Source organism: Amycolatopsis sp. NPDC051372 (assembly GCF_040682095.1).
Lineage (GTDB): Bacteria > Actinomycetota > Actinomycetes > Mycobacteriales > Pseudonocardiaceae > Amycolatopsis.
Genome location: NZ_JBFBAF010000005.1, coordinates 198,193 through 213,841, shown reverse-complemented (window position 1 = coordinate 213,841; position 15,649 = coordinate 198,193). Strand labels below are relative to the sequence as shown.

Here is a 15,649-nt window from a genome sequence, read left to right as displayed (position 1 = left end):
CGCCACGCAGCAGGCGCCACGTTGCCCTGGGGGCGGAAGACGCCTGACAACGCTGCCAGTGGTCTGCACCACCGGAACCGATTCAGCACCGTGGTGAAACCCCCACTGGTACGCCCGGTGGATTGACGAAACCCCACCTAACGGGCAAAGATCGTAGACACCCCGATCTGACAACGTTGTCACGCCGAAAGGAACGCGATGAGAGCGCGGAAACGCGTGTTCGCCGCCTTGGTGCTCGCCAGCGCCGTGGCCACAGCGGCCACCACCACGGCAGCCACAGCCCAGGCCCAGCAAGGGCCGAAGTTCGCCGACGACCCCACCACGCTCGTCGACACCAGTATCGGCAACAACGGCGACGGGACGACGTTCCCGGGCGCCGCGGTGCCGTTCGGCATGGTTCAGCTGAGCCCCGACACCCAGCTGAACCAGTACGCCTCCTACGACTACAAGCAGGACACCATCCTCGGCTTCAGTCACACGCACCTCTCGGGCGTCGGCTGTCAGACGATGGGCAACTTCCGCTTCATGCCGACCACCGGCGCCGTCACGTCGTCGGATCCGGCGCAGTACGGCGCGAAGTTCAGCCACGCCAACGAAACCCGCGCGCCCGGCTACTACGGCGTGAAGTTCGACAACGGCATCCAGGCCGAGCTCACCGCGACGCAGCGCACGGGCCAGCACCGCTACACCTACCCCGCCGGCTCGGGACCCGAGAACGTGCTCATCGAGGTCGGCCAGAGCAACGGTTCGACCTACGCCGGCGACGTCCACGTGGTCGGCGACGACACCGTCGAAGGCTGGCTGCAGGGCGGCAACTTCTGCGGCGAGACCGGCAAGGAGCGCTACCGGATCTTCTTCAGCGCCAAGTTCGATCGCACGTTCCAAAACTTCGGCACCTGGACCGACGGCACGATCACCCCGAACCAGCGCGACGCCTCACGCGGCACCCAGCGCGCCGGCGCCTACTTGACGTTCGACCCCAATCAGAGTCGCGACGTCGGCGCGTCGGTCGGCCTGTCCTACACCTCGGTCGACGGCGCCCGCCTCAACCGCAAGGCCGAGCAGCCCAAGTCGTTCGACAAGGCGCGTTCACAAGCGCACAACACCTGGCAGGACGAGCTCAACCGCATGCGGGTGGCTGGTGGAACAACACCAGACCAGCGTACGTATTACACCGCGCTCTACCACTCGCTGCTGCACCCGTCGATCGGGTCCGATGTGGACAATCGCTACCGCGGCTTCGACGATCAGGTGCACAAGGCGGATTCGACGTACTACCAGATGTTCTCGCTCTGGGACACCTACCGCTCGCAGAACCAGCTCGTGGCGCTGCTGCATCCGGACAAGGCCGCCGACATGGCGAAATCCGTGTTGCACATCTACCAGGATGGTGGCTGGTTACCACGCTGGGGCCTCGGCAACAGCGAGACCAACGTGATGTCCGGCGACCCCATCACCCCGTGGGTCGTGGACATCTACAACCGCGGCCTGCTCGACAACCGCACCGCGCGCGGCCTGTTCGACGCGCTCTGGAAGAACGCCAACGAGGTCCCCGCCGACCAGTCGATCTTCCGCGGCCGCGACGGCAACCCCAGCTACGTCCAGAACGGCTGGGTCGCCTACCAGAACCTGCCCGGCTACAAGTTCGGCGACAGCCGCCAGGCCGGCTCCGCCACGCTGGAGTACGCGCTGGGTGACTGTTCGCTTTCCACCATGGCGGCGGGACTGGGTTACCAGGACAAGGCGAAAACTCTCGCGTCGCGCTGTGACAATTTCACCAAACTCTGGGACCCGACGATCACCTCCCAGGGCTTCAACGGTTTCCCCGTCCCGAAGAACGCCGACGGCTCCACCGTCGGCAACCCTGACCCCACCCAGACCAACGCCTTCCACGAGGGCACGGCCTGGCAGTACCAGTGGATGGGCCAGCAGGACCCGCAGACCCTCTTCGGGCTGATGGGCGGCGCCGGGCAGGCCGAGCAGCGGCTCGACAAGTTCTTCGACATGCCCACCGTGCTCACCGACCCGGCGAAGGCCGCCGCGGACTCCTGGGTGACGGGCGCCTACGACTACCACAACAACTTCGCGTTCAACCCCAACAACGAGCCCGACTTCGCCGCCCCGTGGATGTACACGTGGACCGGCGCGCCGTGGAAGACGTCGGCCGTGCTGCGCGCCATGCGCACGCTCTTCACCGACAACGTCTACGGCATGCCCGGTAACGACGACCTCGGCGCCACCTCGTCGCTGCTCGTCTTCGCCATGGCGGGGATCTTCGAGGCCCAGCCCGGCTCCGCGACCTACGTGATCACCGCGCCCATGTTCGACAAGGTCGAGATCCGGCCCGAGCACGGCCGCACGATCAGCATCGAGGCCCCGGGCGCCAGCGCTTCGAAGCTGCAGTACGTGTCCTCGGTCAAGACCGACGGCCCGGGCAACGGCGGCAAGCTGCGGCAGAGCTGGTTGTCGCACAAGGACCTGCTGCGCGCGGGAACCATCAAGATTCAGCTCTCGGACACCCCGACGAGCTGGGGCGTCAACGCCGGTCCGCCGGCGGTGGCGCGCGCCTGACAAGTCCGGGGTTGCGGTCCAACAGGGCCGCAACCCCGGGCTTCAGCGCTGCTTCTGTGGCAGGGCTTCAGTGCTTCGCTTGCAACGCGCGGAGGACGCCCTGCCACGCTTCGCGCGAGACGGTGAGTTGTCCCGCTTCGCGATTCTTGGTGTCCCGGACACCGATCTCTTCCGAGACAGCGATCTCGACGCAGTTGGAATTATCCATACTGTAGGACGACTTCCGCCACTGAGCAGCCTGCATGTTTGCCCTCCGCCTACGTCGCTGCCTCCGCGATCATCGCGCGGCTGGCCTCCTCGCTCAATGCCTCTCCGGCGAGAAGCTTAGCAAGTGCAAGATAGGGACCCCAATCCTTATCGCTGCTGAGGAACGAGGTCGTGCTGTACTGCTCCAGGAGGACAATCGGATTTCGATGGTCGTATTCGTAAACAACGAATGACCCGGCCATGCCGGGATGGAATCTTGGTTGGCGTGGCAACACTCGCAGGCTGATGTTGGGTCGCTCGGACATGGCCAGCAGGTGGTCCATCTGATCGGACATGACCCAATCCGGGGCAATCGGCTCATCAATGGCATGGGTGCCGACAATGGCAAGGTATTTGATCGGGTCGCGTTCGGTGAGGATCTTTTGCCGGTTCAGGCGTACTCGTATTCGGGCATCGATTTGGTCGGCATTGAGTCGTCCTTCGAAAAGTGTGCGAGCATAATCCGGAGTTTGCAACAGCCCGGGAATGACGTTGAGAGACCAATCGGTGATCGTGCTCGCGCCCTGCTCGTATTGCAGGAGTGTAGTCAATTCCGGAGTCAGTTCGGCTTGTCCGGCCGCCATCCAGTTCGGATCGCGCAGATGTCGGGACAAGTCCATGATCCGGCGCTTCGGCTCGCCGATCACCCGCAAGTAGCCCAGCAGGGTAGCCACGTCCTCGGTGGACGGCATGCGGGTTCCGGCTTCCCAGTGCGCAACGAGACTCGGGTTCAGGTCGAGTGCCCGCGACAGTTCGCGAAGGCCGAACTTCTTCGCTTCGCGCACTTCGCGCAGCGCCGCACCCAGCGCCACTGCGCGCGGGGTGCCAGAAGGCTTGGTCATGGGCGTCATCATACGTATTCGGATGATCACCCGGGCCGCGCTTGGCGTTTACCGGCGTTGACAGAAGGCTGTGTTCAGCACGTTGCTGAATAGGGGAGACCGCTGTGTTGAGATGGCAGCAGGCCGAGGGTAAACGGCACGCCCTCGAAGGGCCTTTCGCGCCGCGTCCGGAGGAATCGTTCGTCGCGTTGTGCGGGGTGGAGGTGACCGTCGCGCGGGACGACGTTCCGCAGCTCGGCGGGAATTGGTTCGATCCGACGTGTGTGGTGTGTTCGTCGGCGTGGTTGAGTCGGACGTGAACGACACCTTGCTCCTCGATCGGATCCGGGATCTGCACGCTTCACTGGGCGCGGATCTGGCGTTCCTGGCGCGCACGTTCGAGGAAGACCTGCCCCGCCCCGACGCGCTGCGCGACCTCGGCGAGCGGCTGCTCGACCTGGGCGGTGCGCTCGTGGCGAGGTCGGACGAGCTGAACGCGGCCATACTCGCCGTGCTGCCGCCCGACGGGTGGCTGCCCGAGGCCGGCACGCGCCGCCACGTGATCGGGGTGGTGCACCAGGTGGGGCCGAGGCCGTTGCGGTGCGGGAACGTGTTCCTGGCGCTGTGCGGTTCGGCGTGTTACCCGTTCTACGGCCGCGACGCCACGAACCGCGCGGCGCGCCACGAAAGGTGCGAATCGTGCCAAGTCTGGCAGGGATCCTCCTGACGGGTGCCCACGGGCGCCCGACCCGAGCGTGACCGGCGGTTTTCGTGTTGGCTGGACCGATGGCGGAGCCGAACCAGGAGAACCAGCAGAACCAGGAGAAGACCAGCACTGACCGGCTGTTCCGGATCGCGATCGCGCTCAAGGGGCTCGACGGCGCGGTGCAGCTGGTCGGGGCGCTGATTCTGGCGTTCATCCCGTCGACGGTGGTCACGGGCTTCACCCACGCCGTGATCACGCGCGACCTGCTGGGCGACCCGTCGGGCACGCTCGCCCACCACTTGGAACTGGCGACCGAGCACTTCGTGAGCGGTGGCACGAAGACGTTCGCGGTGGCATACCTGCTGGCCCACGGCGTGATCAAGCTGCTGCTGGTGTGGGCGCTCGCGCGCAAGTGGATGCGGGCGTACCCGGTGGCGATGGTCGTGCTGGGCGCGTTCGTGGTCTACGAGGTGTACCGGGCGATCAACACGCATTCGATCGCGCTGCCGTTCTTCGCGGCGCTCGACGCGGTGATCATCGTGCTCGTGTACCGCGAGTACCGGCAGCTGCGCCGGGAACGCGCCCGTCAACGTGAGTCAGACGGCCCTGGTTCGGGCGGCTCGGATTCGGGCAGCGCGGATTCAGGCAGCTGAGGGAAATCGCTCGGTGACGATGGCGGCCACGTCCACCTCCGGCTGTTCGACGAAGAGCGCGGTGGCGTTGTCGGTACCGCCGAGGGTGATGGCTGCCTCGACGAGCGCCGCGGCGCCGCGCTCGGGGTCGGCCAGGATCTCGTCGATGGTCGCGGGCGGGAGGACCTTGTGCACGCCGTCGCTGGTGAGCAGCAGCCCTCTGCCGACGACCTCCGCGGTGCCGATCTCGTCGGGCTTCGTGGTGCGCACGCTCGTGGTGACCATGTGCTCCATGCGCGAGGAGTACGGCTGGTGGCGCGCGCGGAAGTACTCGGCCAGCGTGTGATCGGTGGTGAGCTTGCGGATCATGGTGCCGTCCCAGGCGTATGCGCGGGAATCGCCGACCCACGCGATGCGGTAGCCGCCGGGGAAGGGCATGGCGACCACGAGCACGGCGTCGCCGGTGCCACCGAGCTCGCGCAGGGCGCGCTGGGCGTTGAGGATCGCGGCGACGGGTCCGCTCTGCACGGGCGTGCGCGCGGCGGCCGCCGCGGCGGTCTGGGCGGCGCGGCCGGCGCCGGGGTCGTCGCCGACGCCGTCGGCGAGTGCGAAGGTGATCCCGGGCGCGCCGGCGAGGGCGTAGGCGCTCACGGCGTCGGCGTTGCGCTCGCGTGGGCCCTGGGCGCTGGCGGTGTGCCAGCGTGGGTATCCGGCCATCGTGACCTCCCCGGTATTCGCGGCTTCCCCCTGCACTTTCCAGAATGCGCTCGTTTCCTGGGAACAGACTGAGACCCGGCTGTTTTTCCCCTGTTGGCCTAAACCACCGCTTCACACGCTGCGCCGAACACGCCGAAGGCCACCTCGCCCTGCTGGGCGAGGTGGCCTTCCCGCTCGGGCTACTTCGTGAGGTCGTAGACGGTCGAGTTGCCGACGGTGGTGGCGGTGAAGTTCGCCGCGACCCACTCGGTGATCTCACTGGAGCCGCCGCCGGGTCCGCCGCCGCGGCCGCCGTCGACGTAGTAGGAGACCTGGCCGTTCGCCACGTACTGCTGGAACTGCGCCAGTGTGGGCGTCGGGTCGCTGCCGTCCCAGCCGCCGATGCCGATCACGGACCTGCCGCTGGCGAGCTCCAGGCTCGCGGCAGACTGGGAACCGGTGGTCGCGGCGGCCCATTTCGTGGTGGTCTTGGCCAGCAGCGCGGTGAGCTCGCTGCTCGTCTGCTCCACACCTGGACCGCCGCCGAACCCGCCGAACCCGCCGACGCCTCCGGTGCTCGGGCCGGACGTCGGGATCGAGCCGGTGTGGGGCTGGGCGGCCGTTTCGACGGCGTAGGCGGCGGTGCCGAGCCCGAGCGTCAGCACGCTCGCGGCGGCCAGGGTCACCAGCGCCTTGCGCACCGGGGGCACGCCGAGGACCACGACCGTCGCGACGAGAACGCCCAGAACCACGATGATCCACCGCAGCGCGGGGAACCAGCCGGGTGTGCGGTCGAGGAGGATGAAGCTCCACACGGCCGTCACGGCGATCATCGCACCGAGCACCACCCGCGCCGCGGTGTTCGCCCGGCCGCGCCACAGGGCATGGCCGGAAATCGCGACCACGGCGGCGATCGCCGGGGCGAGCTGCACGGAGTAGTACGGGTGCACGATGCCGCTCATGAGGCTGAACACCAGGCCCGTGACGAGCAGCCAGCCACCGCAGAGCAGCAGGGCCGCGCGGGTGCGGTCGGTGCGGGCGGCGCGGCGGGTGAACCAGAGGCCGGCGACGAGCCCGATGATCGCGGCCGGAAGCAGCCACGACACCTCCGTGCCGAAGCTGGCGCCGAACATGCGGCCCAGGCCGCTGCTGCCGCCGAACATCGTGTTGGCGCCGCCCGCGCCGCCGAACCCGCCGCCACCGCCCGGGCCCTCGCCGCCGAAGATGCGGCTGAGGCCGTTGTAGCCGAGGGCGAGTTCGAGCAGGCTGTCGGCGGTGGAGCCGCCGATGTAGGGGCGCGAGGCCGTGGGCCAGATCTCGACGAGCGCCACGAACCACCCGGCGGACACGATCACCGCGAGGCCCGCATACAGCAGGTGCAGCACGCGTTTGCCGGGCGACGTCGGCGCGGCCACGAGGTAGGCGAGCGCGAACGCGGGCAACACGGTGAAGGCCTGCATCATCTTCGTCAGGAAGCCGAACCCGACGGCGACCCCGGCGAGTGCCAGCCACATCGGGCTCGCCTTCTCCACTGCGCGCACGGTGAAGTACGCGGCGGCGATGAGCAGGAGCACGAGCAGGGCGTCGGGGTTGTTGAAGCGGAACATCAGTGCGGCCACGGGCGTCAGCGCGAGACCTGCGCCGGCGAGGAGGCCGGGGACGGGACCGGAGACGCGGCGGACCGTGAGGTAGAGCAGGCCGACGGACGCGACGCCCATGAGCGCCTGCGGGGCCAGCACCGTGAAGCTGGAGAAGCCGAAGATGCGGGCGAAGGCCGTGCCGACCCAGAGGGCGGCGGGTGGTTTGTCGACGGTGATCACGTTGCCGGAGTCGAGGGAACCGAAGAGCCAGGCTTCGACGTTCTGCGTGCCGGACTGCACGGCGGCGGCGTAGAAGGAGTTGCCGAAGCCCGAGGCGGTGAGGTTCCAGAAGTAGAGGACGGCCGTGAGGGCCAGGAGGCCGAACACGGCCGGCCGGTGGTGTTCCTTGCGGTGTGCGGGTTTCTGTCTGGCAGGGACGGCGAGCGTGGCGGTCATGGGGTCTCCTCGGATGGGCGCCGGCGGAGGTTGAACACCCAGCCGCGCAGCAACAGGAAACGCAGCACCGTGGCTGCGAGGTTCGCCAGCACGAGCACGGTGGTCTCCAGCCCGAGCCCGGGGTGGGTCGTGTGGTTGAGCAGGGCCAGCGAGCCGCTGGTGAGCACGAGGCCGAGGCCGAACACGATCAGGCCCTCGAACTGGTGCCTCCCGGCGCCGCCGCGGCCGCGGACGCCGAACGTGACGCGCCGGTTCACCGCCGTGTTGGCGACGGCCGTGACGAACAGGGCCAGAAAGTTCGCCGGCTGCGAGCCGATCCCGTTGCGCAACAAGAGGAACAGCAGCAGATACGCGGCGGTGCTGGCGACCCCGACGACGGCGAAGCGCACGAGCTGCTTCACAAGGCCGGGCGAGACGCCGGGCGCGGTGACGCCGATGGGCTCGCGGCCGAGCTGCTCGCGCAGGCGGCGCACGGGGATCTCGCCGGTCAACGTGGCGCGCGTGATGCGCACGATGCCCTTGAGGTCTGCGGTGGCGGTCTTGACGATGTGGACGGAAGACTCGGGGTCGTCGACCCAGTCGACCGGGACCTCGTGAATCCTCAGGCCCGAGCGCTGCGCGAGGACGAGGAGTTCGGTGTCGAAGAACCAGCCCGTGTCCTGCACGTGGGGGAGCAGGCGGCGCGCGACGTCGGCGCGGATGGCCTTGAAGCCGCACTGCGCGTCGGAGAACCGGGCGGCGAGCGCGCTCCTGAGGATGAGGTTGTAGCAGCGCGAAATGAACTCACGCTTGGGGCCTCTGACGACGCGCGCACCCCGTGCGAGCCGGCTGCCGATGGCGAGGTCCGAGTGTCCCGAGAGCAGCGGGGCCACGAGCGGCTGCAGGGCGGCGAGATCGGTGGAGAGGTCGACGTCCATGTAGGCCAGCACCTGGGCGTCCGAAGTGGACCACACGGCGTTCAGCGCACGGCCGCGGCCCTTCTCGTCGAGGTGGCGCACCTCGACCTGCGCGAACTCTCTGACGAGGGTTTCTGCCACGTGGAGCGTCTTGTCGGTGCTCGCGTTGTCCGCGATGGTGATGCGGTAGGCGTAGCCGGCGTGCTCCTCGAGGTGCGCGTGGAGCCGGCGGATGCAGGGCTCCAGGTCGGTTTCCTCGTTGTACACCGGGATCACGACGTCGAGCACCGGCTGCGGCCCGCCGAGGCCGACCGGCGTCGACCCGGGGCGAGGCTGGGGCACCTGTGCGGGGGCTCCTGCTCCGTTTTCGGCTCCGTTTCGGGAGGGTGCGGTGGCGTTCATGGGAGCCATCGTTCGGCGCCCGGCTTTGGCCGGCTTGTGGCGCCGCTGTGGGCCGCCTGTGGGTCGCTGCTCTATCGGGTGATCTTGAACGGCTGGGGTGCTCGCCGTGCCGCCCGGCGTTCAGCGCCGAGAGCCGCTGGGGAACTCACCGACGGGCACGGCCGCCTCACCGGAAACGGCGGGGCAGACCCAGGCCGCGACGCCGTCGAGGACGAGCGGGGTCATGGGATGGCCGTGGTCACGGTTGGCACAGTGCGGCCACACAACACTTCGGCCACCAGGACGGTGATTCTCCAGGACGAGGTCCTGAGTGAAATTGGCGAGCGCGGCCAACCGCTCGGCCAGTGAAGCCGCTTCGTCGAGCGCGACTGTGCCGATCTGGCGCACCTTCGACGCTCAAGGTGGCCAGAAGACGGGAATCCCCGGGAATCCTCCGCGCACCACCGACCTCGGCGCGCAGACCGGCGGCGAGGAGGTCGTGCCGTACGGGCTCGAACTCGTCCGTGATGTAGCTGTCGCCGGTCTGCATGGGTTCTGGCCTCGGACTTCGTTCAGATGACGAACTGGCAGTCGAGGTAAGCGTATCCGCCTTGCGTCGGCTGTGCTGCTCGCCGTAATGGTCGCCGAAAACGCGCCCTGGCGCGGCGGGCTATGTCATCGCGAAAGGACGTGTGGCAGGAACGCCCGGCTGATCGTCGTCTCCGTGCGTCGGCGTCCGCGGGTTGTCGGCGCTCTCCTGTCGCTGGGCCGCCGCAAGGCTGGTTCAGCCCATGAGTCGAGTTGTCCACACGGAGACCGAGTTGTGGACAGCTCTGCCTCATTTTGGCTCGGCCACGGGTTTTGTCGGTGGGGGCCGATAGACTGGACGAGGGACGCCCCCTAGGGAGGGCGGGGGTTTGTCTCTGTGTGGGGCGGCGTGGGCGGAGAGCTCGAAATGCCGCCATCTTCGGGGCGGCGGTCAGAGTGGCGTCGGGGATACGTGAAATGTCCGACAGCGCCCGTAAGATGGGCGGATGCTGTTCGAGGCACGGCTGCGGGAAGGTATCCACGCGGGGCGCGTGACCGTGATGGTGCGCAGGTGGGCGCGCAACAAGGCGATCGCCGGGCATCGGTACCGGACGGGTGTCGACCTGATCGAGGTGGAGCACGTCGACGAGGTGACCGTCGCGGATCTGACGGACGAGGACGCGGTGGCGGCGGGGTACGCGGATCTGGCGGAGTTGGTTTCGAACTTGCGTGGCGACGAGTCGGTGCCGTTGTACCGGGTGTCGTTCCACGTCGTGCGGGGCGGGGATCCGCGAGACGCGCTGGCGGCTGACGCGGCGTTGTCGGGTTCGGACGTCGAGGCGATTTCCGCGCGGTTGCGCAGGTTCGATGCCAGTGGTCCGGACGGCCCGTGGACGAGGGCCACGCTGGAGGCGATCACGGCGAACCCGGGGCTGCGGGCGGGGACGCTGGCCGAGCAGCTGGGGTGGGAGGAGCTGCTGGTGTTCAAGCGGTCCGTGCGCAAGCTGAAGGACCTGGGGCTCACGCTCTCGCTCGAGGTGGGATACCGGATTTCGCCGCGGGGCGAGGCTTATCTCAGGTTGTCAGGTCGTACACGGTGACACCGTCCACTGTGGTCGCCTGGTAGTTGTCGGCGACCCAGGTGGCGATCTGCTGGGCGTAGTCGCTGCCGGTGCTGCCTTGCATCGTGAGGCCGTCGCCGAGGAAGTAGTGTATCTGTCCATTGTGGACGTACTGCTGAAACTGGGCGAGGGTCGGGTACGGGTCGGTGCCGTTGAAGCCGCCGACGGCGAGGACCGGCAGGTTGCTCGCGAGCTGGTAGCCGGCGGCGTTGTTGGAGCCGACCGTGGCGGCTGTCCAGGTGTGGTCGGGGGCTTGGAGGAGTGCGGTGAGGTTCGGGCCGGGGGTCGCGGTGCCGAGGAGGCCGCCGGCCCTGCCGCGGCCGCCTCCGACTCCGCCTGGGCCGCCGAAGCCTCGACCCGGTGTGCCGCCTCCGAAGCCGCGGCGTGTCGCCGGTCCGGCTGACGGGATGGCGCCGCTGTGGGGAGTAGCGGCCGTGGCGATCGTGTACGCACCGGTGGCGGCCAGGATCGTCACCAGGCCCAGGACCGCGAGCCCCCGGGCGGCGGTGCGGCCGAGCTGGTTGACGAAGAACACCGCCACGGCCGCGAGCAGCGCGGCGACCAGGATCGCGGGCGCGAGCCACGGTTGCCAGGACGGTTCGCGGATGAGCAGGACGTAGGAGGTCACGGCCGTGAGCGCGAGGCCGCCGCTGAGGACGCCGGCGGCGGCGGGGTCGTCGCGCAGGCGCCACAGCTGGACCGCGGCCGTGCCGACGAGCGCGGCGACGGCCGGGGCCAGGGCGATCGTGTAATACGGGTGGATGATGCCGCCCATGTAGCTGAAGACGATCGCCGTCACCAGCAGCCACCCGCCCCAGATCACGAGCGCCGCGCGGCTTTGGTCGGTGCGCAGTGCGCGGCGCGTGAACCACAGGCCGGCCCCCAGCGCGAGCAGCGCGGCGGGCAGCAGCCACGCGATGCCGCCGGCCATTTCGCTGCCGAACAGGCGGAACAGGCCCGTGGTGCCCCAGCCGCGTCCGCCGCCGACGCTGCCGGTCTCGTCGCCGGTGATGCGGCCGAAGCCGTTGTAGCCGAAGGTGAGGCCGAGAAGGCTGTTGTCCTGGGAGCCGCCGATGTAGGGCCGGTCCGCGGCAGGCCACAGTGCGACGACCGCGAGGTACCAGCCGGCCGACACGATGACGGCTCCGACTGCGCCGGCGAGGTGGAGCAAGCGTTTGCCCAGCGGGGTCGGCGCGGCGATCAGATAGGCGAGGCCCAGCGCGGGCAGCACGAGGAACGCCTGGAGCATCTTCGCGAGAAACCCGAAACCGACGGCCACTCCCGCGAGTGCGAGCCACTTCGGGCCGGCCTTTTCGATCGCCCGCACCGTGCAATAGGCGGCGGCGATGAGCAGCAGGACCAGGAGCGCGTCGGGATTGTTGAACCGGAAGATCAACGCGGCCGCCGGGGTGATGCTCAGGATCGTCGCGGCCAGCAGTCCGGCCGCTGCTCCGGAAGTGCGGCGGACGGTCGCGTAGAGCAGGTACGTCGACCCGACCCCCATCAGCGCCTGCGGGACGAGCACGCTCCACGCGTTCACCCCGAACAGCCGCGTCGACAACCCCATCACCCACAGAGCGGCGGGGGTTTTGTCGACGGTGATGCCGTTGGCCGCGTCGCTGGACCCGAAGAACCACGCCTTCCAGCTCTGCGCGCCCGCCTGGGCGGCCGCCGAGTAGAACGCGTTGGCCCACCCGGAGGCGCTCAGGTCCACCAGGTACAGCGCCGCCGTGCCGGCGAGCAGGACGGCCAGCGCCGGCCGCACCCAACGGGGCCGGGTGACGTCCGCCCGTTTCGGTGTGGCGGCGGGAATCGCGACTGCGGTCATGACAGCCACCCTGTCGCCCCACCCTGGGCCGGCCTTGTGGACACCCTGTGTGCGCCCTGTGCGACGGGATGTCACAGCGTGAGCGGACATCACGAGTGGTAGGGGAGGAATCAGGCTTGCGTGGCCGGCTCGCCGGTGCGCTGGGTCAGGGGCGGCGACCAGGAGGCGAGCCGCGAATTCCGTGCGGCGGGGGACGCTGTGGCCTCGGACCCGTGGTGCGTCGCCGCGTTGGCCAGACCGGGCCGGCGGTCCTCGGGCGACGACGTTTCGCTACGCGGCCGGATATTGCCGGGCGACGATGTCCGTCGCCGGGTCAGGCGTCGACCTGCGCGACGGGCTCGCGAACGCGTGTTTCGCGGCAGCGGCGGAGACCTCGGTGCGCCGGGGATGCTGTGGACCTCGATGGTGGCGTGGTGGGCCACGAGTGCGGCTGCCGCGATGGTTGTGGTGAGGTGGACCGCTTGCGGGTGCGGACGTGTCGGGGGGTCGGCGGTGGATGGCCGCCGTGGTGTCAGGCTTCGATCTGTGCCACGGGTGAATCGGTGCGCTGGGCCGGGACGGTGACCGGCAGGCGTACCGCGAACTCGGTGCGCCCGGGGATGCTGTGGACCTCGATGGTGCCGTGGTGGGCCACCAGTACCGCGGCCGCGATGGCCATGCCCAGGCCTGTCGAGCCGGCGGCGCGGGAGCGGGAGGAGTCGCCGCGGGCGAAGCGTTCGAAGACGGCCGGGAGGAGGTCCGGGGGGATGCCCGGGCCGTTGTCGGTGACGGTGATCACGGCGGTGCCGTCGGCGGAGCGGGCGAGGGACGTCACGACGGTGGTGCCGGGTGGGGTGTGGACGCGGGCGTTGGCGAGGAGGTTGGCGAGGACCTGGTGCAGGCGTTGGACGTCGCCCAGAACGAGCACCGGGGAGTCGGGCAGGCGCAGCTCCCAGCGGTGCGAGGGGCCGGCCACGTGGGCATCGCCGACCGCGTCGGCGACGAGGCGGGCCAGTTCGACTTCGGCGACGTCGAGGGGACGGCCCGCGTCGAGGCGGGCCAGCAGCAGGAGGTCTTCGACCAGCGTCGTCATGCGGTCGGCTTCGGATTCGATGCGGGTCATCGACCGGGCGACGTCCGGGGGCACGTGCATGCGGCCGCGGCCGGCGAGCTCGGCGTAGCCGCGGATGGCGGCCAGGGGCGTACGCAGCTCGTGGCTGGCGTCGGCGACGAAGCGGCGTACGCGCATTTCGCTGGCGTGCCTCGCTTCAAGTGCGGCGGAGATGTGGCCGAGCATGAGGTTGAGCGCGGAGCCGACCTGGCCGACTTCCGTGCGGGGGTCGGTGTCGCCGTCGGGGACGCGGACGGAGAGGTCCACGTAGCCGCGGTCCAGGGGCAGCTCGGAGACGCGGGCGGCGGTCGCGGCGACGCGGTCGAGCGGACGGAGCGTGCGCCGGACCGCGAAGGCGCCGATGAAGGCCGCGCCCGTGACGCCGGCGGCCGCGACACCGAAGAGGATCAGGCCGACGGTGAGCAGCGTCTGCTGCACGGGCTCGAGCGGCACGCCGGTGACGACCACGCCGTCGGGGATGGGCGTCGCGGTGAGGCGGTAGTCGCCGAGGTCGCCGACGGTGCGGGTGTAGGCGCGGCCGTCGGCGGGCAGACTCTGCAGGGCGGCGAGCTGGTCGTCGGTGAGCGTGACGCGCTGGCCGTGCTGGGAGAGCGAGCCGCCGTCGATGAGGCGGCCGCCGGAGAAGTGGGCGTTGACGGTGCCGGCGCCCTGCCCGGGCGCGTCGAGCGGGTTGTGGCCGCCCAGCGGCCCCCCGTGCGTCGCGAAGTCCTGGGCACGGCCGGCGGCGGCGTAGAGCTGCCCGTCGGTCTGATCGATGAGGAACGCGCGCAACGCGAACTCGCTCACCACCCCGATCACCAGGCACACCAGCGACAACAGCGCCACGATCGCCACGGTCAGCTTCGCGCGCAACGACAGCCGCCCGAAGCGGGTCCTCGCGCGCTGTGTCATTTCACGAGCGTGGGGGCGCCGGGTGTGGGCCGCATGTGTGCTGCCTGTGAGCCCGCTGTGATGTCGGGTGTCCGAAAAGTCGGGGTCACAGCGCGGGCTGACCACGGCCACAGTCCCGGCACAGGGTTCGCCTCGACCGTGGTGGTCAATTCCCCCGTCGAAGGAGCGTGTGATGACCTCGAAACAGTCCACTCAGGACGCTGTCCAGCCCGCTTGGGGCGGTGGTCCCGGCAGCTCGAAGCCCGGCCCGAATCCTCGGCGCAAGTGGGTCGCGGGCGGGGTCGCCGCGGTGGTCGCCGTCGGTGGCGGCGCCGCGATCTGGATCGCGAGCAGCTCGACCGACTCCGGCACGGCCACGGCCGTCGGCGCGGGCGCCGGCCAGGGCATTCCGGGCGGCCCGGGTGGCCCCGGCGGCGCCGGCGCCCTCGGCCAGGCCCTGCACGGCGAGCTCACCACCACCGATGACAGCGGCGCCTACGTGACGAAATTCCTCCAAACAGGCAAAGTCACCGCCCTGTCCGCCACCTCCCTCACCTCCCAGAGCGACGACGGCTTCACGAAGATCTACACAATCGACACGGCCACTGCGACGGGTGTCACCAACGGCGAAAAGGTCACCATCGTCGCCACCACTTCTGCAGACACGGCCACCGTCACCTCGGTCACGGAAGCAATGGACGGGCCGCCGTCACAGTAGTTCCCGGGCGGCGGTTGGGGCTTGCTCCGCGTACGACCACGCAAACGGGGCGGTGGGTGCGGGCGGTGAGAACGGCTGGGCGAACGCCGGTCGGCAGCGGTGGATGGCCTGCCGTCACGGTAGTTCCTGCGTTGTGGCCAGGGCTCGCGCGGCATGACTCTGCCTCGGAGGGCGGTGTGTGCGGGCCGCAGGAACGGCTGGCGGGCGCGGACCGGTAGCGATCGATGGCCTGCCGTCATGGCAGTTCCTGTGTTGTGGCCAGGCTCGCGTGGCATAACTCCGCCGCAGTGGGCGGTGTGTGCGGGCGGTGGGAACGGCTGGGCGAATGCCGCTCGGCAGTGGTGGATGGCCTGCCGTCACGGTAGGTCCTGCGCTGCGGCCCAGGCTTGCGTGGCATGACTCTGCCTCGGAGGGCGGTGTGTGCGAGTCGCGCGAACCAACCGGACGCTGGTCGGCAGTGGTCGATGGCCTGCCGTCACGGTAGTTCC

General features: G+C 69.5%; 13 protein-coding genes. 6 read left to right on the top strand and 7 right to left on the bottom strand.

Going from position 1 to position 15,649, the window contains the following annotated elements; genetic code table 11:
* The first annotated feature begins 198 nt into the window (after nucleotides 1-198).
* Complete coding sequence (locus AB0M56_RS10235; RefSeq protein ID WP_364173195.1) at nucleotides 199-2,571, top strand: GH92 family glycosyl hydrolase; 2,373 nt, start codon at nucleotides 199-201, stop codon at nucleotides 2,569-2,571.
* Between the two features lie 67 nt (nucleotides 2,572-2,638).
* On the opposite strand, the gene AB0M56_RS10230 is transcribed toward AB0M56_RS10235, so the two are convergent.
* Together AB0M56_RS10230 and AB0M56_RS10225 are read right to left on the bottom strand one after the other, a co-directional pair.
* Nucleotides 2,639-2,815 carry a DUF397 domain-containing protein gene (locus AB0M56_RS10230; protein ID WP_364173192.1) on the bottom strand — a complete coding sequence of 59 codons (177 nt, stop codon included), beginning with the start codon at nucleotides 2,813-2,815 and terminating at the stop codon, nucleotides 2,639-2,641.
* A 13-nt stretch (nucleotides 2,816-2,828) separates the two neighbouring features.
* Nucleotides 2,829-3,659 carry a Scr1 family TA system antitoxin-like transcriptional regulator gene (locus AB0M56_RS10225; protein ID WP_364173189.1) on the bottom strand — a complete coding sequence of 277 codons (831 nt, stop codon included), beginning with the start codon at nucleotides 3,657-3,659 and terminating at the stop codon, nucleotides 2,829-2,831.
* 104 nt (nucleotides 3,660-3,763) lie between these two features.
* Between AB0M56_RS10225 and AB0M56_RS10220 the strand changes: the two genes are divergently transcribed.
* Genes AB0M56_RS10220 through AB0M56_RS10210 form a run of 3 tightly spaced genes read left to right on the top strand, consistent with a single transcriptional unit; the run spans nucleotide 3,764 to nucleotide 4,997 of the window.
* On the top strand, nucleotides 3,764-3,958 hold the full coding sequence (locus AB0M56_RS10220) for a zinc finger protein (RefSeq protein ID WP_364173186.1): 195 nt from the start codon (nucleotides 3,764-3,766) through the stop codon (nucleotides 3,956-3,958).
* Nucleotides 3,955-4,365, top strand: a complete 411-nt coding sequence (locus AB0M56_RS10215; RefSeq protein WP_364173183.1) for a hypothetical protein — start codon at nucleotides 3,955-3,957, stop codon at nucleotides 4,363-4,365. The genes AB0M56_RS10220 and AB0M56_RS10215 overlap by 4 nt, the downstream gene beginning before the upstream one ends.
* 59 nt (nucleotides 4,366-4,424) lie before the next feature.
* The gene (locus AB0M56_RS10210; RefSeq protein WP_364173180.1) at nucleotides 4,425-4,997 is read left to right on the top strand and encodes a DUF2127 domain-containing protein; all 573 of its coding nucleotides are present in this window, start codon (nucleotides 4,425-4,427) and stop codon (nucleotides 4,995-4,997) included.
* Here the strand turns inward: AB0M56_RS10210 and AB0M56_RS10205 are convergent.
* From AB0M56_RS10205 to AB0M56_RS10195, 3 genes are all read right to left on the bottom strand, one after another.
* The gene (locus AB0M56_RS10205) at nucleotides 4,986-5,693 is read right to left on the bottom strand and encodes a serine/threonine protein phosphatase (protein ID WP_364173177.1); all 708 of its coding nucleotides are present in this window, start codon (nucleotides 5,691-5,693) and stop codon (nucleotides 4,986-4,988) included. The genes AB0M56_RS10210 and AB0M56_RS10205 overlap by 12 nt on opposite strands.
* A gap of 179 nt (nucleotides 5,694-5,872) precedes the next feature.
* Entirely contained in the window at nucleotides 5,873-7,708 is a 1,836-nt protein-coding gene (locus AB0M56_RS10200) for a glycosyltransferase family 39 protein (protein ID WP_364173175.1), read from the bottom strand.
* Nucleotides 7,705-9,006, bottom strand: coding sequence for a bifunctional glycosyltransferase family 2/GtrA family protein (locus AB0M56_RS10195; RefSeq protein WP_364173173.1), 1,302 nt, complete (start codon nucleotides 9,004-9,006; stop codon nucleotides 7,705-7,707). The genes AB0M56_RS10200 and AB0M56_RS10195 overlap by 4 nt, the downstream gene beginning before the upstream one ends.
* Before the next feature lie 1,013 nt (nucleotides 9,007-10,019).
* On the opposite strand from AB0M56_RS10195, the gene AB0M56_RS10190 reads away from it, so the two are divergent.
* Nucleotides 10,020-10,613, top strand: coding sequence for a hypothetical protein (locus AB0M56_RS10190; RefSeq protein WP_364173171.1), 594 nt, complete (start codon nucleotides 10,020-10,022; stop codon nucleotides 10,611-10,613).
* Here AB0M56_RS10190 and AB0M56_RS10185 read toward each other — a convergent pair.
* Together AB0M56_RS10185 and AB0M56_RS10180 are read right to left on the bottom strand one after the other, a co-directional pair.
* Nucleotides 10,588-12,462: a glycosyltransferase family 39 protein gene (locus AB0M56_RS10185; protein WP_364173168.1), complete on the bottom strand. Its 1,875-nt coding sequence runs from the start codon at nucleotides 12,460-12,462 to the stop codon at nucleotides 10,588-10,590. The two genes, AB0M56_RS10190 and AB0M56_RS10185, sit on opposite strands and share 26 nt — an antisense overlap.
* 511 nt (nucleotides 12,463-12,973) lie before the next feature.
* Nucleotides 12,974-14,464, bottom strand: a complete 1,491-nt coding sequence (locus AB0M56_RS10180; protein ID WP_364173165.1) for a HAMP domain-containing sensor histidine kinase — start codon at nucleotides 14,462-14,464, stop codon at nucleotides 12,974-12,976.
* Nucleotides 14,465-14,636: 172 nt separating this feature from the next.
* Between AB0M56_RS10180 and AB0M56_RS10175 the strand changes: the two genes are divergently transcribed.
* A complete protein-coding gene (locus tag AB0M56_RS10175) occupies nucleotides 14,637-15,161 on the top strand; it encodes a hypothetical protein (protein ID WP_364173162.1) in 525 nt (174 codons plus the stop codon).
* The last annotated feature ends 488 nt before the right edge of the window (nucleotides 15,162-15,649 follow it).